Here is a 19,267-nt window from a genome sequence, read left to right as displayed (position 1 = left end):
GTTTCTCCATGTTGGATCTATTAAGAATAAAAAAAGAATTCATTGGTATTGGCTTATGTGGAATGATTTTCCAAGCCCAAGCGGAAGTATTGGTTATTTTACCTGATTCAGGCCCTATGGCGCGAGCAAGTAATAGTATTAAAAATGGTATTGATGAGGCTTATCAAAAGTCTAAAAGTGAAATGCCAATCAAATATGTCAATTCGGATCAAAAACGATTAAAAGAGATCCTAAAGATGCAAGTCAGTCAAAACACCAAACTTATTATTGGTCCATTAGCCAGACAGGATGTCGAAGCAATAATGAAAGAACCGCTTAAAATTCCTGTTTTAGCACTGAATGAAGTTCCTTCTAAGCATGCAAAAGTGTGGCAGTTTAGTTTATCGAAAACTGATGATGCTCAAGTTTTAATTAAACAGATTGAAAAGGATCGAGTTCAACATCTCTATATATTGCGTGAGTCTGGTACTGAGTCTGAGAGCTTAAGCTTTGTAAATGCCGTGTTTAAAAATTTTCATGGTAAATTTTCTCTAGTCCAACAATTGCCTGATATAAAGTCAAATGAAGGGGTGTTGCTTTTGGGCAGTATGGCGTGGATCAACTCATTGAAGAATAAACCTTCAAAACGTTTGTATGTTCAGGCTTTTGCTATTGATCATAATATGGATATTCCGAAGGGAACTAAATTCTGTGATGTTCCAGTCATGGTTCAATTTTTAAAAAAACCTAATCAAACAACAGAAAATACTGCTGCATTCCAACGTCTCAATGCCTTCGGTCAAGATGTTTGGCGTTTGGCGGATTTGATGTTGAAAACGAAGAATCCTGATCAAATATCAATTCAAGGTCAGACTGGGCACTTGAGTTTTAAAGAGCATCGTATCGAAAGAAAACCTGCGTGCTTCGAGAAAACATGGTTTAGATTAAAAAATATTTAAGAGGACTTAAATGGATGAGTTCTCAACAATTAGGTATATGGGCTGAAGACCAAACTGAAAAAGTCTTGATCTCACAGGGTTATATTGTGCTGGCTCGAAATTTTCATTCTCGTTATGGTGAGATAGACCTGATTGCTCAACGTGATCTTGAGCTTATATTTGTTGAGGTCAAAGCCAGATCAAAAACAACCTATGCTTCAGCACTAGAATCAATATCATCGAGCAAGCAAATTAAAATTGCGAAAACAGCAATGTCATTTGTTCAAAAATTTCCAAGCTATACAGAGTTTTATTATCGTTTTGATGTGTTTTGTTTTGATTTTCATAAAAAAATTGCAAAACCGTTACAGCATGAAATTTCTGATATAGATTATGATATCGAGTGGATTGAAAATGCATTTACAATAAATGCAGACTTGATTAATCTATGAACCGAATGAGCTAAGCCATTTCCAACAATAGAAAAAATTCAAGTTTCACGAGGAGACGGATTGAGTGTTGAAGCGTATTGTAATTTCGATGGCGTGTGTTGCTAGTCTTTCAGGCTGTGCAAGTTTTATTTCAGGTGGAACTGGCGCAGAACCAGTTGGGGTGGTGAGTGGAGCTCGTTCTTTAGGTCAGGTATTTATTGACTCTTCAATTGAACGTACAGCAAAGATCAATTTATACAAATTGGATGCTCGTTTTAAACAATCTCGAGTCAATGTGAATAGCTTTCACAGTAATGTCTTGTTAACAGGTCAAGTGCCTGATGCGCATTTGAAACAGTTAGCAGAAGATAACGTTCGAGCGATGAGTGATGTGAAATCTATTCATAACTACATCACAGTTGGTCCTCAAATTGGTTACTCTACCATCATGCAAGATGCGACTGCGACAGCGAACACACGTGGCTTAATTATGCGTGCGCCAGTTGTTTCAGACAGTAAAGTCTTGGTTCATACTGAAGATGGCGTGTTATATGTGATGGGACGCTTAAATACAGCTGAAGAGCAAGATCTCATTGAAGTTTTACAACGAGTAGGGAATGTCACGAAAATTGTTACTTTGATTGATAACGTGGAATCTGCTCAAGTAGGCGCAGGTGTTCAATCATCATCACTTATGAACCCTTCAGCGGTGAGTACTCAACCTTATGTTGAAACACCCGTTGCAATTGATCCTGACGCTGGTGTCACTTACCAATAATGTCGAATAAGATTGCGCAATTTTTTCCGAAATCAGTTCAGTTAAAACTGACCGAATTGAATCAAAAACTGAATGCTTTTCGCCCATATAATTTGGGTGGTTTGGCATTAAATCAATTGACCTCAAATAAAGGCTATTCTGTAAAAAGAAATATTGCTTATGGTCTTAAAGCTCGGCAACGACTGGATCTTTATGTTTGCCAAGCGCCAGCGAATAAACCTTTAGTTATATTCGTGCATGGTGGTGCATGGAGTAGAGGAAGTAAGGACGATTACAAGTTTCTTGGAGAAAGTTTGACACGTGCTGGATATAACCTCGCCGTAATAAACTATCATCTGGCGCCAGAACATATTTTTCCTCGTTACGTAACTGACCTTGCAGATTCAATTCAATATTTAATCAAAAGTGCTGATAAATATGGTATTTGTGCAGATCAAATAGCGCTTATCGGACATTCTGCTGGTGCTTTTAATGTGATGTCACTGATTTACCATCCTTCATTCATTGACTTTGAAGGTCGAGATCGAATTAAAGCGTTGATTGGTTTGGCTGGACCCTATCACTTTAACTATCTAGGTGATCATTTATCTGAACATGCATTCGATAAAGCAGTAAATTTCAAAGCGGTGATGCCATACTATTTTGTAGAGAAAAATAATATTCAGCACTATATTTTTCTAGCAGATCAAGATACGTTGGTAAAAGATCATAATTCTGAAGAGATGCATCAAGCACTGTTAGCTGTAGAGAATCATAGCCAGCTCATTCGGGTGCCTCGTACTGGACATGTATCAATCATGGCAACAACTGCCACATTATTTGATCGACTCTTCAAAACTCGATCTCTCATCCTGAAAGTTTTAGAAGAGTCCTTCAAATAAATCTATAACGATTCGGATTTGATTTATTCAGATTTGAAAGGAGTATTGTGAATGACATGTTGAATCATGGCATGCGCAATACTTCCTGCAAATGGAATTTCTGGTAAGTCATCAAATTTAAAGAATTGGGCATCACTAATTTCATCTTCTTGAAGCACAATTTCACCTGAATCATACTCGGCTCGAAAAGCAATCATTAAATTACTTGGGAATGGCCAAGGTTGGCTGGCAAGATATTGAATATTTTTAACGTTTAGACCAATTTCTTCCATGGTTTCGCGTTGCACAGCCTCTTCTAAAGTTTCACCAACTTCGACAAAACCTGCAATCAAACCATACATATTGGATTTATTATTTGCATTTTTCGCGAGCAAAATTTCATTGTCACCTCGTGTAATTACCGTAATGACACAAGGTTGAACACGAGGGTATTGGTGATAATTACATGCTGGGCAGATCATGGCATATTCTGAACGGTGCACATCTGTTTCTGTACCGCAATGACTGCAAAATTTATGATTACGACGCCATTCTAATAATTGAACTGCTCGACTCGCTTGTTCAAATTGTTGCTTAGACCATTGACTGATCAACTGTCGGATTGGCACAAGTTGATAACCTTCAGGAATCGCTTCTTCAATATGTAGATCTCGTGCAATTACTTGATCACCAGATTGGAAAATCAGATCACTCTCTAAACGTTCAACACGTGGTAATTGGAAGTTTTCATCGACGAGAAGTTGATGTTGTTTAAAAATATAAGCAACAGAGAGTTCAGACATTAGGCAACCGCTTTAATTTTTTGACTGCTGATGAGTGCAGTCTCAGATACTGATTTATGAATAGGATAATCATACTTCAAGCCATCAAGATGAAGTTCTAGACTGGCAAGCACATCTAGAATGTGCTGAAGTTGCTGGTGGGTGAGTGATTTCTGAATATCGTAATAGTGTTCAACCGCCTCAGCACTATTTTTTAGCGCATTACTTAATATTTGAGCATCAAGAAATAGAGCAGCACCGCTTAATTGTCTTAAATTGGTTGTGATGTTTAATAAATCATTTGTGTCTTGAGCATCATTGTTTTGAAAAAGTTTATCGCCTAGTTCTTGCAAGAGAATTCGAGCTTCTTTTTGCAGCGTTTCATGCGCATCATCTAACCGATCCAGTGATATATTCATATTATTCACATCAAGTTGAATGCGAGTTGGTGCAAAATTTCGCTTCAAAATCCCGATAGAGTTCATAGCCGACAGCATGCTGTTCATTAATCGTTGAGCAAAATCGGCATTTTGTTGAATATAGGTTCGATGAAAATGCTCTGCTTGCAGTTTCATTTCTGCATAAGCTTCATTAAGATTCATCACTAAAAAGATATTTGCCATACGATAGAGCTTTAAGCGAATATCTAAAATTTGATCATCGGTAAAACTTTGATAGTGACTTTCAATATCTAATCTTAATTGATTTAATTCTTCTGTAATCAAGTGAGCAACGGTATCCATTGTTCTTTGATCAGGTCCAAACAGATGGCGACTAAAAATTTGTAGTTGAACATCAGTCAAAATGTTGTCCGAGATTTGAAAATACTCACGAAGCATTTGTGAATCGTAGTTTTCTTGGCTAATACAAATCGCTAAAGCATTAGCAAAGTCAGTTTCATCGACCTGAAAATGCTGGGGTGCATTTAAAAACTCCCGAATTTGACTGCCAACTTTAGCCAACCATTTTAGGCGTGCATCACTGAGAATGAGTTGGTCAAGTTGATTAAATGCGATTTGCATCAGAAGCCAATATTGTTGACTCGGTGTTTCAAGAGAGAGCAGTGCTATATGATCTACAATGAGTTTAAAACGATCAAAATCGTCTTCAGTTTCATTTTGCGTCACTAATTTTATTAAACAATCTTTATATAGTGTACTCCAATAATCAGATGAATAAATCTGATTCGATGATGCTTGCGGTGTTAAAGTTAATTGTTTCTGAGTGGTCTGAATTCCATTACCCAATGCTGTACAAGGGATGTTCAATACTCGCTCTAGATGGTTAAGTGTATCTAAGAGAAATTGGGGGACATCGACTTCACGTAAGCAAATAAATTCGATATATCGCTTTAGCATCGTTGTACCATCACTTAATGCAGCAGCGTATTTCAGGTTTTTTGCAGTTGGATTTTGCATCATCTTTGACATGACTTGCGCACAGTAGTGTGCAAGTTGTGCGAGATGAGGAAGCTCGATCATGGCAAAAACTTGATTGGATTGCTCAAGTCGAATGAATGCGTCATCTATCCCAAAAGGAAGTGTTTGATCCTCAATAAGCTCTGATACTGTATTTTCGACCTGATCGATGATTTGATCAATTTCTTTTTTAACAATAAGTAATGCTGTAGGGTCAAAATAAATTGAACTTTGATAAGACATCGATCGAAACCTATGTTGGCCGTTAATTTTGCTCAGAGCCCAGATAAGGGGAATTTTTGCTCTAAATGAATATAGCCGAACTGATCGTACTTTACAAAATGAATCAAGCAGATGGAAGATTATTTAGCAAATAAGCACGGCTCGCCATTTTTTTCTTGGTAATCTTCGATCCATTTTTGGTGTGCTGCTAATTCCTCATCAGAAGCATAAATGATTGGTAAATCTACCTCAATTTTTTGGTACTGATTTTGTCCAGTTTCAGAATGATGATCATGCGCTGAGAGTGCATCGATATCAAATGAAACTTGACCACCTGTCATGGCTAAATAGACATCTGACAGAATTTCTGCATCCAGTAAAGCACCGTGGAAGGTACGATCACGCTGTGGAACTTCGTAGCGCTTCACTAATGCATCCAATGAGTTCTTTTGACCTGGATGTTTCGCTTTTGCCATTGCAAGTGTATCGGTGACTGCGCAGACTTCTGAAAGCGTACCAAAGCCAGCACGTTTGAACTCCATATCTAAGAAGTTCATATCGAAAGTTGCGTTGTGTGCGATAATTTCTGCACCTTTTAAGTACTTGTACAGTTCAGCAGCGATTTCTTCAAATATAGGTTTATCTTTCAAAAAATCATCAGAAATACCGTGAATTGCTTCAGATTCACCGACTGGTTTTTTGGGATTGATATAAATGTGAATTGAACTTCCTGTCAGTTTACGATTGATCATTTCAATCGCACCTACCTCGATAATACGGTCTGTATCTTGATAATAAAAACCTGTAGTTTCCGTATCTAAAATCAGTTGGCGTGGTCCCTGTAAATTTAAACGAGCAGGTGTGACCACAATATGTGGATGCGATTTTTCAGCTAACTGAGGAACGCTTTGATCTACAGATTCAGAATTTAAGTCCTGTGCATCAACTGTCTTAATAATATCCTTAATAATATCTGAGGAGTTTGAGGTGACTTCGTCCGTGCTGTATTCAGCTTGATCATCATTTTCTGCTAAATCAATTTCAACTTCTTCATCTTGATCATTGAGATCTAAACCAAACGGATCATTGAGCAACCAATCTTCAGACTGTTTTTTTTTATCATTCGCTTGCAGGGAATTTTTAAATTGTTCAGCCGTTTGGTCAGCGCCTTGATTAGCTAACTGATCTGCCATTTCATTGCCTGGATGTCCTGCATGACCTTTAATCCAGTTCCATTCAATGTCTCGACCTTGACAAACTTGATCCAAAGTTTGCCATAAATCAGGATTTTTTACGTCTTTCCAATTTTTCTTTTTCCAACCACTGATCCATTCAGTAATTCCACGTTTTACATAGTTTGAGTCTGTCCAAATGATCAGCTTTGCATCAACAGGACAAAATTTGATTCCTTCGATTGCAGCGGTTAACTCCATACGATTATTGGTCGTGTCTGGTTCACCACCACATATTTTATGTTCTGTATCCTTAGTGATGATGTAAGCACCCCAGCCACCTAGCCCAGGATTACCACGACATGCGCCATCAACATAAAGTGTTATTTCAGACATAGTTTGAACCAATCAATCGAATAAAGTGTTGAACATCAAGTTCGGAAATTTTATTGTATACGTAAATGCGAAACATCAGTGCGATAACTGGATATTTTTTAATGTCTTGTAACATTTATAAGCAATTACTCATCAAGAAGAGACTTGCCTGAACAACGAGCTCCTCTAAAATGGCTTATATACAATAAATTTACTATGCGTCTTTCGGAATTTGTATGTCTAAAACAACCACCGCAGTGTGGCAGCCATCTGCAACTTTTTTATTTAAAATTTCAGTAATTACTTCCGCAGTAACCGGATTAGGCGTAATGACTGGCTGTACAGCGAGTCCCACTTCCGCAAAGACGCAAAAGTCGAATCAACTCGGCATGTTAGATGCCAGTAGCTTAGATTCACTTGAAGATCTTTTATCTGCAACTGATATGCGTGCAGTTGAAGGTGATCGTTTACTTATTTTAAAACACGGCGATGTTTGGAAACGTATGACCGTTGGTTTTAAAATGGATGAAACAAAGTGGGATCCACGGATTGATGCTCAAAGAAGTTGGTTTATTACGCGTCAGCCTTATCTGGATCGTTTATCCGCTCGAGCTTCTCGTTATCTTTATCATACTGTAAAGGAAGCAGAGCGCCGTGGATTACCTACTGAACTTGCTTTACTTCCCGTTATTGAGAGTTCCTATGATCCTGCTGCAACGAGTTCAGCGGCAGCTGCAGGGATGTGGCAATTCATCCCAAGTACAGGTCGTATTTATGGATTAAGACAGACCAATTTGTATGATGGACGCCGTGATGTAGTTGAGTCTACACGTGCAGCCTACGAGTTTTTAGGAAGTTTATATAACCAATTCGGTTCATGGGAATTAGCTTTAGCGGCTTATAACGCTGGTCCTGGACGTATTCAACAAGCGATTAACCGTAATAAGGCTGCTGGCTTGCCTACAGATTATTGGTCATTACGTTTACCTCAAGAAACAATGAACTATGTACCTCGTTTCCTTGCGGTTGCACAGATTATCAAATCCCCTGAAAAGTATGGCGTAAGATTACCACCAATTGCGAATCGTCCTCACTTTAGAGAAGTTCCAGTTCCAGCAGGTGCGAGTTTAAACGAAATTGCTTCTCTGACAGGCTTAAGTCGTGCAGAACTTTATCAACTGAATCCAGGGCATCGTGGTGATATCATTGATCCTCAAAGTCCACAGCGAATTTTAATTCCAGCAGATTTAAATCCAAATATTGATCGTAAACTGAAAGCACTTAAACCAAGCAGTACAGGTCTATGGGCGAGCGCTTCAAGCCCTGCTTCTACATCTACGCCAGCAACCACAATTACAACGACAGTAAATACACCAAAAGCTTCAAATGCTTCCGTAATGGCAACTCAAACAGCGAAGCCAGTTAATAATACTCAAACATCTTCAGTATCTACAACAATTTCAACATCGAAGGGTAGTACTCCTTCTGGTTCTGATGCATTGGCAGCTTTTGCTGCTTCGGCAGTGGTGCCAAGTGCACCTCGTATACCTGTTGCTGTTACACCGGCGCAAAATGTTAAACCTGTACGTGTAGAACCAGAAATCACTGCTGAAGAAAAAGCCAAAATCTTAGCTTCAATTGCACCTGAAAAAACCACAACAACTACGAGTTCTGATCAAATTATTGCCTCGGTCATTGAACCACAGGCCACTGAAGCAGAAAAAGCGGAAGTCGTTAGAGAGATTAGTGCCATTGCACCTCAAGGTACTGAGATTGTCGATCCGTTGGATGGCAAGATTAAATTAACTGCGATTCAAACAAGTCAATCTGTGGCAGCAGGACAAGGTTCAGAAGTTAAAGTTGGCTTTGCTTATCCTAAATCTGTGGCAGAAAGTACATTGCCTACTTCTGAGGAAGCCCAGCTTAATCAAGGTAAGGCATTTAAGAAAACTGAAAGTGAAGTGGTTGTAGAACCACCTAAGGGTAAGCGTAGTACGTATACGGTACTCCCTGGTGACACGCTAGCAATTATTGCAATGAAAAACGGCGTAAGTTGGAGAGATATTGCAAAATGGAACCAAGTAGATCCAAATGCAACCTTATATGTAGGTGCGACCCTATATCTCTACGATGCTAAGCCAGTGACATCTGCTCAGAAAACGGATATAAAGCCAGCAAGTTATATTGTAAAAGCAAATGATAGTCTGACTAGTGTTGCAAACCAGTTTGATTTGAGTGTCCAACAATTGGCTGAATTGAATGGTCTAACTATCAATAGTAATTTACTGGTTGGGCAGAAGTTAAATCTAATCCAGTCTCAAGCATCTAAATCAAGCAAAACTGAACAAGCGGTAACAAAGGTTCAAACGAAATCTTATACGGTTAAACGTGGCGAATACTTAAAGTTAATCGCTGATCGATATGGACTTTCGACTCAAGAGTTAGCGTCATTAAGCTCAGGACTGAAAGCTGATAGTAGCCTGTACGCGGGTCAAAAAATTAATGTTCCTTTAGAAGAAGTGCAATCTAATACAGCTTCATCAACAACTCGCGCGAGTAATGCTAAAACTGTACCTGAAATTCAGACTGAAACTTACCGCGTACAACGAGGAGATACGTTGTACAACATTGCAAATGCGCATAAGTTAACCGTTGTTGAGTTGGCGACACTGAATAATTTGGATATTGAAAAAGGATTGATGGTTGGTCAAACCATTAAAGTACCAGCGGGATCTAAAGTACCAGAGCAATATGTTGTTCAATCAGGCGATAGCCTGAATGCCATTGCAAGCAAATATAATCTTTCTGTTGCACAGTTAGCAGAAATGAATGGCTTGCGAACGAATGCTGGATTACAAGTTGGGCAAAAGCTGAATTTGAAAGAAGATGAAAATAAAGCTTCCACTAAGCAGAGTTCGACACGAATTAATTCGGTTGCTGAGAAAGTGGAATTTCACACTGTGAAGAGTGGAGAGACCTTAGCAAGTATTGCGCGACAATATGATATGCCGCTTCAATCATTACTTACGCAGAATGATCTAAATGCGAGATCAGTCCTTCAAATTGGTCAAAAATTAAAAGTAAGTGGCGATGTTGAAAAGACGGCTGCAAGTACAGAAAAAACACCAGTCCGTCAATCAAAATCGCGTGATACAGAGGATTATGCTGTCAAATCAGGCGAGTCTCTTCATGTTATTGCTACACGATTTGACATGACTGCAAAAGAACTTGCAGACCTCAATAAGTTAAACCTACGTGCTGGATTGCAAAGAGGCCAAATTATTCAAGTTCCTAAAGTGGTCACAGATTATAAAGTCCGTAGTGGTGATTCCCTGTACAGAATTGCGAATCGATTTGGTATAGACATTGATCAGCTTGCAGAAATGAATGGTTTGAAACCAAACACACCTTTACAGATTGGTGCTACGATTAAAGTTCCACATTCTTAAGTCTGCTTAAGCAATCAGGAATTTCATATCGAGATGCGCATTTCATCAACTTTGTCAAAAGCAAAGTTTATTTTCCTCTTCTTGCCCATTCATATCAGTGCATGGGCAAATCTTCAAACGACGCCTTATATTGCTTTACAGTCAAAACCGAAATATCTGAATTTAGATGCGATGCCATATGCCAACCCAGACGCACCAAAGGGTGGAAAGTTGGTGAAAGCGGCTGATGGGACATTTGATAATCTAAACGGTATGAATGGGCAAGGAAGTTGGGTTGAAGGTACAAATTACTTGTTCGATACGCTATTTTCCAAGTCATTAGATGAACCAAATGTGTTTTATCCACTTTTGGCTGAGAAAATTCAGTTTGATCCAACCCGAACAAAATTTGTGATTTTTCATTTAAATCCACGTGCTCGATTTAGTGATGGATCACCTGTACTGGCTGAGGATGTTAAATTCACGTTTGAAATGTATTTAACCAAAACCAATCCCGGTTTACAGATGTATTTGTCTGATTTAGATAAAATTCAGGTTCTGTCTAAACATGCCGTAAAAATGGTATTTAAATCAGAAAGAAATACTGAAATGCCAGCAATACTTTCACAGATGCCCATTTTTTCTAAAAAAGATTGGCAATCTAAAGATTTTAGTCGAGCAACACTGAAACCCATTTTAGGATCAGGGCCATATACAATTAAAAATCTTGATGCTGGTCGTTGTATTACCTATCAGCGTAATCCTCATTATTGGGCCAAGGATTTACTTGTAAATCGCGGTCGTTATAATTTTGATCAAATTAAATATGTTTATTACCGTAGTTCGGACATTGCATTTGAAGGATTTAAAGCTGGACAATATACATTTCACCAAGAGAAATTTGCTCGTAAATGGAAGACGGAATACAACTTTCCAGCATTTAACTCAGGATTGGTTAAAAAATATAGTGTAGCTTTACAAAACCCTGCTCCGACACAAAGTATCGTTTTTAACACACGAAAAAAACCCCTAAACGATATCTATTTTAGACAAGCAATGACCTATGCTTATGACTTTGAATGGCAAAATAAAGCATTGTTTTATCAACAATATCAACGTTTACAAAGTCATTTTCAGTTTAGTGAGCTCGAAGCAAAGTCAGTACCAAGTCAAAAAGAATTAACAATATTAAAACCTTATTTATCTCGGTTACATCCTTTACAACGAGAAGGGGTATTAAAAGCGTGGAAATATCCCGTCACTGATGGTACAGGCTACAATCGTAAAGGCTTACTCACTGCTCGGAAAATTTTAATTGACCAGGGGTATTCATTTAAAAATGGTAATTTGCATGCGCGTGATGGAAAACCAATTCAATTAGAGTTGCTTCTTCATCAAGAGGGCTTACAACGGACGCTCATGCCTTATATTCGAAATTTAAAAAAATTGGGTATTCAGGTTTCGATTCGCCAAGTCGATATGCCTCAATATTTACAGCGGATGCGTCAATATGATTTTGATTTAACCACGATGGTGATGCCTCAGTCACTAAATCCTGGGAATGAGCAAGCGCAATTTTGGAGCAGTCATGCTGCAAATGAAGAGGGAAATTATAATTTTTCTGGTGTGAAAAATAGCGTTATAGATGAAATTATAAAGCGTATTATCCATGCACCTGATCGAGAAAAATTAATATTAAATACACGTGTCTTGGATCGTTTATTACGTGCAGGATATTATCAGATACTTACTTATGGAAATGATCGTGAATGGTATGCGTATTGGAATATGTATAAACAGCCACAGATTAAACCAAAACTTGCTGTTGGTGAAGATTATTGGTGGGTAGATCAAAATCAAGCTCGCAAAGTGGCTGCTTATCTTGGTCAAAGTAAAGGCTCACGTTAAAGGTTAAATTTATGGGTCTTTATATACTTAAACGACTTTTGCTAATCATTCCCACCTTATTTTTGATATTACTCATCAATTTCGCCGTCGCTCAAATTGCTCCTGGTGGACCTGTAGAACAGGCAATACAGAGAGCTGAAAAGTTTCAAGGCATTGGTGTTGTGTCTGGTTCGACATCTCATATCAATGAAGTCCAGAGTCATTATCAGGGTACACGAGGACTCAGTCCTGAAATGGTCGAGCAGATCAAAGCGCAATATGGATTTGACCGCCCTGTGCATGAGCGCTTTTTTCTAATGCTAAAAGGATATTTTCAACTCGATTTTGGAACGAGCTTTTTTAAAAATAAATCAGTAACAACATTAATTTTGGAAAAAATGCCAGTCACGATCTCCCTTGGATTATGGAGTACCTTACTGATCTACAGTATAGCCATTCCTCTAGGGATCAGCAAAGCGAATAAACATGGCGGTCTGTTTGATCAAACGACCTCATTAATATTGGCGGTTGGTTATGCAGTGCCAACTTTTGTATTTGGTATTCTACTTATTATGATTTTTTCGGGGGGATCCTATTTACAATGGTTCCCATTACAAGGATTGGTCTCTGAGAATTTTGCTGAACTCAGTTTCATTGATAAAGTTAAAGATTATTTTTGGCATCTTACATTGCCTGTCCTTACTATTATTTTAGGTGGATTTGCGACCCTCACATATCTAACAAAATACTCTTTTATGGAAGAATTAAATAAACAATATGTGACGGCAGCTCGTGCTAAAGGTTTGACCGAGCAACGCGTTTTATACAATCATGTTTTCCGTAACGCGATGTTGATCGTTATAGCAGGATTACCTGAAGCACTGATCGGAATTTTTTTTGTTGGCAATCTATTTGTAGAAATTATATTTAATCTTGATGGTTTGGGTTTGCTTGGATTTGAGGCAATTCAGCAGCGTGATTATCCCGTGATTTTTGGAACATTGTTTATCTTTACGTTGGTCGGTCTAATTTTGAGATTACTCAGTGATGTTCTATACCAATTGATTGATCCAAGAATCAATTTTGATCGTCGAGGAGCATAATAATGTCTCCACTTTTCGATCAACGAATTTCAAAATTTAAGTCACATCGACTCGGATTCTTAAGCTTCATTTTATTTATCGCGATCTTTATTTTATCCTTGGGAGCAGAGTTTATTGCCAACGAAAAACCAATACTTATTTATTATAAAGAAGAAATTTATTTCCCAATTTTTAAGCCTTATCCTGAAACAACATTCGGTGGTGTCTTTGAGACTGAGGCTGATTATAAAGATCCAGCTGTTCAAGAATTGATTAATGAGCATGGATGGCAGATTTGGCCTATCATCCCATTTTCATATCAAACACCTAATTATGAATTGGCAGAAGCTGTACCATCTCCACCGACCTCCGTGAATTGGTTAGGCACAGATGATCAAGGTCGTGATGTCTTGGCAAGATTAATATATGGTATTCGTATCTCTTTGCTGTTCGGCATTGCACTTACTATTGGATCTGCATTCATAGGAATTACCATTGGTGCTATCCAAGGCTACTTTGGCGGTTGGTTGGATCTGATCGGTCAAAGGCTGTTAGAGGTGTGGGGTGGTCTACCAATGTTATTTATTGTGATGATCTTAGTGAGCATGTTTACACCAAGCGTATATTGGCTGTTTTTAATTATGCTGATGTTTGGTTGGACTGCGTTAGTTGGTCTTGTTCGTGCAGAGTTTCTGAAAGCCAGAAATTTGGACTATGTGCGAGCTGCGAGATCACTCGGTGCTACAGATAGTCAAATTATTATCAAACATATTTTACCCAATGCTATAAGTTCGTCACTCTCACAGCTTCCTTTCATTCTTACCGCTAATATTACCGCACTTACAGCCTTGGATTTTCTGGGCTATGGTTTGCCACCTGATACAGCTTCAATTGGTGAAATTTTATTACAGGGTAAGAATAATCTATCAGCACCGTGGTTGGTTTTATCTGGATTTTTTAGTCTAGCAGTTGTGTTATCTATTCTTATTTATATCGGAGAGGCAGCTCGAGATGCATTTGATCCAAGAGGCTAAACCAATACTTGAAGTCAACAAGCTCAATATTCAGTTGAATGAACAAAAAATCTTAACTGATTTGTCTTTTAAGCTAAATGCGGGTGAGACAGTAGCGATTGTTGGTGAAAGTGGTTCAGGAAAATCTTTAGCTTGTCTAAGTCTTCTAGGTCTTCAAGATCGCGCTCTAGACTTAAGTGGTGAAATCATATTTCAAAATGAAGATCTGTGTCTAAAACACGAAGATCAGTTGCGCTTAATACGTGGCAATAAGATCGCGATGATATTTCAAGAGCCAATGACGGCACTTAATCCATTACATACAGTTGAAAAAATTATTTCAGAACCTTTATGGCTGATGGGGCTTAAGAGAAAAGACATTCAAAAAAAAATAGAAGAAGTGCTTTGTGATGTAGGGTTGGGTAATTCATTAGACATCCTCAAGCGATATCCACATCAGTTGTCTGGTGGACAGCGTCAAAGGGTGATGATCGCAACAGCTCTGATTTCGGAACCTGAAATTTTAATTGCAGATGAACCAACAACAGCCCTTGATGTATCACTACAGAAACAAATTTTAAATTTAATTAAAGACCAAGCGCATCAAAAAAATATGGCCTTAGTTTTGGTTAGTCATGATTTAAGGTTGGTGCAACAATATGCTGATCAGGTATTGGTTTTGTCTAAAGGTGTCACAGTTGAACAGGGTGATGTCTCTCAAATATTCCTGCAGCCTCGCCATGAATATACTCGACTGCTCCTTAATCAGCAGTTTGATTCGATTTCACCTATCAGTGAACAGGCCAAAGAACTTTTAAATACTGAACATCTTCGAGTGCGGTATCCACCTAAGCTGAATTTTCTGAATGTATTTAAAACTCAATTTATAGCGGTGGAAGATTTAAGTTTCCAGCTTAAACAAGGAGAGTCGCTTGGTATTGTAGGTGAAAGTGGGTCTGGAAAAACCAGTGCTGCACTCGCGCTTGCACGACTCATAGAGTCAACAGGTACCATTGAATTAAATCGTATCAATCTCAATCAGTTGTCTGACAAGCAACTTAGAGCGCATCGAAAAGATTTTCAAATCGTTTTTCAAGATCCTTTTTCGAGTCTCAATCCAAGAATGGATGTTTTGTCGTTATTAACTGAAGGGTTAAGATTAAAAAAATTGAGAAAGAGTGAAAAATTAAATCTCGCGATTCAAGCCCTTGAAGAGGTTAATCTCACAAAAGAATTTCTTGATCGTTATCCTCATCAAATGTCGGGTGGACAGCGACAAAGAGTATCGCTGGCCAGAGCACTTATTCTGAAACCTCAATTACTCATTCTGGATGAGCCAACATCTGCATTAGATCGCAATACACAAATAAAATTGGTGAAATTACTTCAAGATATACAGCAGAGAACAGGGATCAGTTACATCTTTATTAGTCATGATCTGAAAATTGTGAAAGCGTTATGCCATCGAGTTATGGTGATGAAAGATGCAAAAGTTTTAGAAATTCAAGAGACAGAACGTTTATTCCGTGCACCGATTCATGCTTATACGCAACATCTTATACAAAGTAGTTTATAAAAGTTATTTGACAAGAAGGATTGTCAATTCTAGACTGAAATTCAGGGAAGTCACGCCTAATTGGTTTTAGGTTTAGATAAGCACAAAATTGAGAACTTCAAGATGAGTAAAATTGCTGAGCCGATTCAAATTCGCAATACAACTTTCAAAAATCGCATTATTAAAGGCGCAATGAGTGAAGCTCTAGCGAATGCTGCTGGTGAACCAAATCATTTGCACACAGGCTTGTATGAAGCTTGGGCAAGAGGAGGTTTAGGAGGTTCAATCACAGGAAATGTGATGGTTGATCTACGTGCGAAGAATGAGCCTGGTGTCGTCGTGGTCGAAAATGAGCGAGATTTACCTAAATTAAAGGCATGGGCTGACCTAGGTAAACGTTATGGTATGGTCCAGCTTGTTCAATTGTCTCATCCGGGCAGACAGTGTCCTAAAGGCTTAAATAAAGAAACTGTTGCACCGTCTGCTGTGCCATTTAGTGCTATGTTGGCAACTACCTTTGCTACTCCACGGGCTCTCGAGCATGAGGAAATCCTAGATCTAATCCAAAGGTTTGCAACCTCTGCAGCGATTTGCGAAAAAGCGGGCTTTGAAGGTGTTCAATTACACGGTGCTCATGGATATTTAATAAGTGAATTTCTATCGCCACTGACCAATAAGCGTAATGATCAATGGGGTGGAAGCATTGAAAATCGTATGCGTTTCTTATTAGAAATTTATAAAGCTGTTCGAGCTGCAACATCCGAGAATTTTATCGTTTCAGTGAAATTGAATTCCGCAGATTTTCAACGTGGTGGAATTACTGAAGAAGAAGTGATTCAAGTATTTAAAGCTATTGATGATGCAGGTATCGATTTAATTGAAATTTCAGGTGGTACGTATGAAGCGCCCGCAATGGCAGGTGCTAAAGCTGAACAGCGTAAAGCAAGTACCATTGCACGTGAGGCTTACTTTTTAGATTTCGCAGAGAAAATACGTAAAGAAGTAAAATGCAGACTGATGGTTACAGGTGGATTCAGAACCGTTAAAGGGATGAATGATGCTTTAGAAAGTGGTGCATGTGACTTTATTGGAATTGCACGCCCGCTCGCTGTAGAAACGGATTTAACTGATCGTTTGATTGCAGGACACGATGTTAGATATGCAGTAAAACCAATTAAAACAGGGATTCCATTTATTGATAAAATGGCAATTATGGAAATTATTTGGTATGCGGCACAATTCAAAGCGATTGGTGAGGGTAATCAACCTAATCCAAAACTTTCACCTTCAAAAGTTTTTCTGAATTATGCAAAAGGAAATGTGAAGGCTATCATTCAAGGTAAAGTTAATTCAAGAAAATCTGCATAGTGTGAATCTATATATAAGGAGCCTTTATGGCTCCTTATTTTATGCGGCGAGTTAAAACTAAAGCGCAAGTGTTTGAAAAGGGAAAAGTAACTTAGAGACTTCTTGGGTTGCCCATAATCCGATCGCTCGTGGATGATAGTAAGGTGATAGATATGGAATTAACAATGCTAGTTTATCGTTTGTATCATCTAATGAATGACATTGATGTTTGATCTGTTCAAGTTCCTGTTGATTATTGTATTTTGATAGCCAGTTTTGATCTCCTGTTACAGGCATTCTTTTTAAACGAACAGTTAATGATTCCCCTTGAATCCAGTCTTTGATCAGGATTTTCTCAGTTGCATTAAACACACCAAACATTTTGCCATCACTATCGTGAATAAGTTTCCAAAAACGACTTTCTTCGACAGGCCTGTTTTTAATAATCCATTGTTTATCAATTAAGATTTGAACAAATTCAGATATTAATTGAGGTTGAGCGAGCCACTCATTAATAGACTTGCCACTGAATTGACATTTTTGGTTATGGATATGTTGACCGACAACTGCTTTTCTTTGCAGAAGTTGATAAACGCTTTTAGTCAGATCAATTTCTTGAATGATATTCGTCGAGCTCAAGCCAAGATCATTCATTTGGAAGCCCATTTTCACCAGTTCAAGATATTTTGATTTATCTTGAGCTTGATGATAATGATCAATAAATGCCTGTATTGATTTTTCAGCATGTCCATTGTGTGTATTATCAATCGTAATATGAACATTAAAATAATGAGGATCAATTCCAAGTTCTGCTAATTCATAATTGGTAATTAACAGGTGTAGTGGTAATTGTTCATAACCCAAGTTAAATCCAATTACTATTGGAAATAAATCATGTGGTACATATGCGAGAGCAAGTTGAACAGCGGCTTGTTCGAAATAAATATCATCTAAATAATTAATGTACGGTTCAAGCTCGAAATGTCGCAGTAAGCTTTGATACATGCAAACATGATTTGCTTTAGCATCTCCCAAGCCAAGTTCTTCTAAGTAGATATAGCTTAGATCTTTGCTTTCAAACAGAGAGGGGTGCGTAAGAGATGAATATAGCCAGGAGCCATCTACATATTTAACTGGAGCAACTTTATATAAAAATTCTAAAGCATGAGAGATGGTTGGAAAGTAGTCACGCCCAAGTCCTGATTTTCGTTGATCTAGATAACTTTGAAATTTAGAACAAGTTTGATCATGTTCGTGTTGTATATGTTGCCTAACTTGGTCTACCTGATCAATCCACGATAAATGAGTCGTATTGAGTTGATCGAATAGTGAAAGAACATAGGTTTCAGCATATTCTGTTTTACATTCACGATTCACTTTAGGGTCTAAAAAAAACTCAACCCAGTCTTTATTTGTTTTAGGACTAATTGTATTTAATTGTGATGGGGATGCTAGGGGATTAAGTACGGTGTTGTCCAACATCATCTTCTCCAAGCGTTATTAAGGGTTTAAACCACCATAACCTGCAAAGATGATAATGTTGTTTATTTTGTGTTCGATTTTTAGGGTGACTAAGTTATAAAAAAAAACCCAAGTCTTAAATGCTTGGGCTTTTTTATGAGATGTATCATCTCGAATATGGCGTCCCTACGGGGATTCGAACCCCGGTTACCGCCGTGAAAGGGCGATGTCCTAGGCCTCTAGACGATAGGGACAGTGCAGAAATATATTTTAAACCATGTTATTTCAATTGAAATTAATGGCGTCCCTACGGGGATTCGAACCCCGGTTACCGCCGTGAAAGGGCGATGTCCTAGGCCTCTAGACGATAGGGACTTAATAAAATCTACTTCTGAAAAATTGGCGTCCCTACGGGGATTCGAACCCCGGTTACCGCCGTGAAAGGGCGATGTCCTAGGCCTCTAGACGATAGGGACGTTTCAGAGGTGGGCGTATAATAGGGTGAAAATAGGGGGGTGTCAAACGCATTTCAGCAAAAA

General features: G+C 38.3%; 14 protein-coding genes and 3 tRNA genes. 10 read left to right on the top strand and 7 right to left on the bottom strand.

The features are described from left to right. The first annotated feature begins 8 nt into the window (after positions 1 to 8). From AC1M9F_RS05320 to AC1M9F_RS05305, 4 genes are all read left to right on the top strand, one after another. Positions 9 to 938, top strand: coding sequence for a penicillin-binding protein activator (locus AC1M9F_RS05320; RefSeq protein ID WP_481597238.1), 930 nt, complete (start codon positions 9 to 11; stop codon positions 936 to 938). Positions 939 to 952: 14 nt separating this feature from the next. Next, the gene (locus tag AC1M9F_RS05315; RefSeq protein ID WP_481597237.1) at positions 953 to 1,369 is read left to right on the top strand and encodes a YraN family protein; all 417 of its coding nucleotides are present in this window, start codon (positions 953 to 955) and stop codon (positions 1,367 to 1,369) included. Between the two features lie 64 nt (positions 1,370 to 1,433). Beyond that, positions 1,434 to 2,126 carry a BON domain-containing protein gene (locus tag AC1M9F_RS05310; RefSeq protein ID WP_481597236.1) on the top strand — a complete coding sequence of 231 codons (693 nt, stop codon included), beginning with the start codon at positions 1,434 to 1,436 and terminating at the stop codon, positions 2,124 to 2,126. Beyond that, positions 2,126 to 3,007, top strand: coding sequence for an alpha/beta hydrolase (locus tag AC1M9F_RS05305; RefSeq protein WP_481593055.1), 882 nt, complete (start codon positions 2,126 to 2,128; stop codon positions 3,005 to 3,007). The genes AC1M9F_RS05310 and AC1M9F_RS05305 overlap by 1 nt, the downstream gene beginning before the upstream one ends. A 23-nt stretch (positions 3,008 to 3,030) precedes the next feature. Here AC1M9F_RS05305 and nudC read toward each other — a convergent pair whose 3' ends face one another. The 3 genes from nudC to dnaQ all read right to left on the bottom strand — a co-directional run bounded on the left by nudC (position 3,031) and on the right by dnaQ (position 6,976). Beyond that, on the bottom strand, positions 3,031 to 3,789 hold the full coding sequence (nudC, locus tag AC1M9F_RS05300; protein ID WP_481597235.1) for an NAD(+) diphosphatase: 759 nt from the start codon (positions 3,787 to 3,789) through the stop codon (positions 3,031 to 3,033). After that, positions 3,789 to 5,429 carry a chemotaxis protein gene (locus AC1M9F_RS05295; protein WP_481597234.1) on the bottom strand — a complete coding sequence of 547 codons (1,641 nt, stop codon included), beginning with the start codon at positions 5,427 to 5,429 and terminating at the stop codon, positions 3,789 to 3,791. The genes nudC and AC1M9F_RS05295 overlap by 1 nt, the downstream gene beginning before the upstream one ends. 119 nt (positions 5,430 to 5,548) lie before the next feature. Next, on the bottom strand, positions 5,549 to 6,976 hold the full coding sequence (gene dnaQ / locus AC1M9F_RS05290) for a DNA polymerase III subunit epsilon (RefSeq protein ID WP_481593053.1): 1,428 nt from the start codon (positions 6,974 to 6,976) through the stop codon (positions 5,549 to 5,551). A 215-nt stretch (positions 6,977 to 7,191) separates the two neighbouring features. Between dnaQ and AC1M9F_RS05285 the strand changes: the two genes are divergently transcribed. The 6 genes from AC1M9F_RS05285 to AC1M9F_RS05260 all read left to right on the top strand — a co-directional run bounded on the left by AC1M9F_RS05285 (position 7,192) and on the right by AC1M9F_RS05260 (position 17,288). Next, on the top strand, positions 7,192 to 10,404 hold the full coding sequence (locus AC1M9F_RS05285) for a lytic transglycosylase (RefSeq protein WP_481597233.1): 3,213 nt from the start codon (positions 7,192 to 7,194) through the stop codon (positions 10,402 to 10,404). Between the two features lie 33 nt (positions 10,405 to 10,437). Further along, positions 10,438 to 12,291, top strand: a complete 1,854-nt coding sequence (locus AC1M9F_RS05280) for an extracellular solute-binding protein (protein ID WP_481597232.1) — start codon at positions 10,438 to 10,440, stop codon at positions 12,289 to 12,291. 11 nt (positions 12,292 to 12,302) lie between these two features. After that, positions 12,303 to 13,373: a microcin C ABC transporter permease YejB gene (locus tag AC1M9F_RS05275; protein WP_481597231.1), complete on the top strand. Its 1,071-nt coding sequence runs from the start codon at positions 12,303 to 12,305 to the stop codon at positions 13,371 to 13,373. Between the two features lie 2 nt (positions 13,374 to 13,375). Then, on the top strand, positions 13,376 to 14,386 hold the full coding sequence (locus AC1M9F_RS05270) for an ABC transporter permease (protein ID WP_481597230.1): 1,011 nt from the start codon (positions 13,376 to 13,378) through the stop codon (positions 14,384 to 14,386). Next, complete coding sequence (locus AC1M9F_RS05265) at positions 14,364 to 15,941, top strand: dipeptide ABC transporter ATP-binding protein (RefSeq protein ID WP_481591819.1); 1,578 nt, start codon at positions 14,364 to 14,366, stop codon at positions 15,939 to 15,941. Before AC1M9F_RS05270 ends, AC1M9F_RS05265 begins: the two co-directional genes overlap by 23 nt. A 102-nt stretch (positions 15,942 to 16,043) precedes the next feature. Further along, positions 16,044 to 17,288 (top strand): NADH:flavin oxidoreductase/NADH oxidase family protein, encoded by a 1,245-nt coding sequence (locus tag AC1M9F_RS05260; RefSeq protein WP_481591820.1) that lies wholly within the window; start codon positions 16,044 to 16,046, stop codon positions 17,286 to 17,288. A 57-nt stretch (positions 17,289 to 17,345) separates the two neighbouring features. Here AC1M9F_RS05260 and AC1M9F_RS05255 read toward each other — a convergent pair whose 3' ends face one another. From AC1M9F_RS05255 to AC1M9F_RS05240, 4 genes are all read right to left on the bottom strand, one after another. Continuing rightward, positions 17,346 to 18,749: an iron-containing redox enzyme family protein gene (locus AC1M9F_RS05255; protein ID WP_481591821.1), complete on the bottom strand. Its 1,404-nt coding sequence runs from the start codon at positions 18,747 to 18,749 to the stop codon at positions 17,346 to 17,348. Positions 18,750 to 18,906: 157 nt separating this feature from the next. Then, positions 18,907 to 18,982: transfer RNA gene (locus AC1M9F_RS05250), tRNA-Glu, on the bottom strand. 45 nt (positions 18,983 to 19,027) lie between these two features. Continuing rightward, positions 19,028 to 19,103 (bottom strand) — tRNA-Glu (locus tag AC1M9F_RS05245). A gap of 25 nt (positions 19,104 to 19,128) precedes the next feature. Then, positions 19,129 to 19,204 (bottom strand) — tRNA-Glu (locus tag AC1M9F_RS05240). Between the last annotated feature and the right edge of the window lie 63 nt (positions 19,205 to 19,267).

This window comes from Acinetobacter sp. ANC_7504, assembly GCF_056779995.1.
The sequence above is the reverse complement of the archived record's forward strand: the minus strand, read 5'-3'. Positions and strand labels throughout refer to the sequence as shown.

Bases quoted from the DNA above. Each gene is read 5' to 3' on its own strand.
- AC1M9F_RS05320 (WP_481597238.1), top strand. From the start codon at position 9: ATGTTGGATCTATTAAGAATAAAAAAAGAATTCATTGGTATTGGCTTA.
- AC1M9F_RS05315 (WP_481597237.1), top strand. From the start codon at position 953: ATGAGTTCTCAACAATTAGGTATATGGGCTGAAGACCAAACTGAAAAA.
- AC1M9F_RS05305 (WP_481593055.1), top strand. From the start codon at position 2,126: ATGTCGAATAAGATTGCGCAATTTTTTCCGAAATCAGTTCAGTTAAAA.
- nudC (WP_481597235.1), bottom strand. From the start codon at position 3,789: ATGTCTGAACTCTCTGTTGCTTATATTTTTAAACAACATCAACTTCTC.
- AC1M9F_RS05295 (WP_481597234.1), bottom strand. From the start codon at position 5,429: ATGTCTTATCAAAGTTCAATTTATTTTGACCCTACAGCATTACTTATT.
- dnaQ (WP_481593053.1), bottom strand. From the start codon at position 6,976: ATGTCTGAAATAACACTTTATGTTGATGGCGCATGTCGTGGTAATCCT.
- AC1M9F_RS05285 (WP_481597233.1), top strand. From the start codon at position 7,192: ATGTCTAAAACAACCACCGCAGTGTGGCAGCCATCTGCAACTTTTTTA.
- AC1M9F_RS05280 (WP_481597232.1), top strand. From the start codon at position 10,438: ATGCGCATTTCATCAACTTTGTCAAAAGCAAAGTTTATTTTCCTCTTC.
- AC1M9F_RS05275 (WP_481597231.1), top strand. From the start codon at position 12,303: ATGGGTCTTTATATACTTAAACGACTTTTGCTAATCATTCCCACCTTA.
- AC1M9F_RS05270 (WP_481597230.1), top strand. From the start codon at position 13,376: ATGTCTCCACTTTTCGATCAACGAATTTCAAAATTTAAGTCACATCGA.
- AC1M9F_RS05265 (WP_481591819.1), top strand. From the start codon at position 14,364: ATGCATTTGATCCAAGAGGCTAAACCAATACTTGAAGTCAACAAGCTC.
- AC1M9F_RS05260 (WP_481591820.1), top strand. From the start codon at position 16,044: ATGAGTAAAATTGCTGAGCCGATTCAAATTCGCAATACAACTTTCAAA.
- AC1M9F_RS05255 (WP_481591821.1), bottom strand. From the start codon at position 18,749: ATGTTGGACAACACCGTACTTAATCCCCTAGCATCCCCATCACAATTA.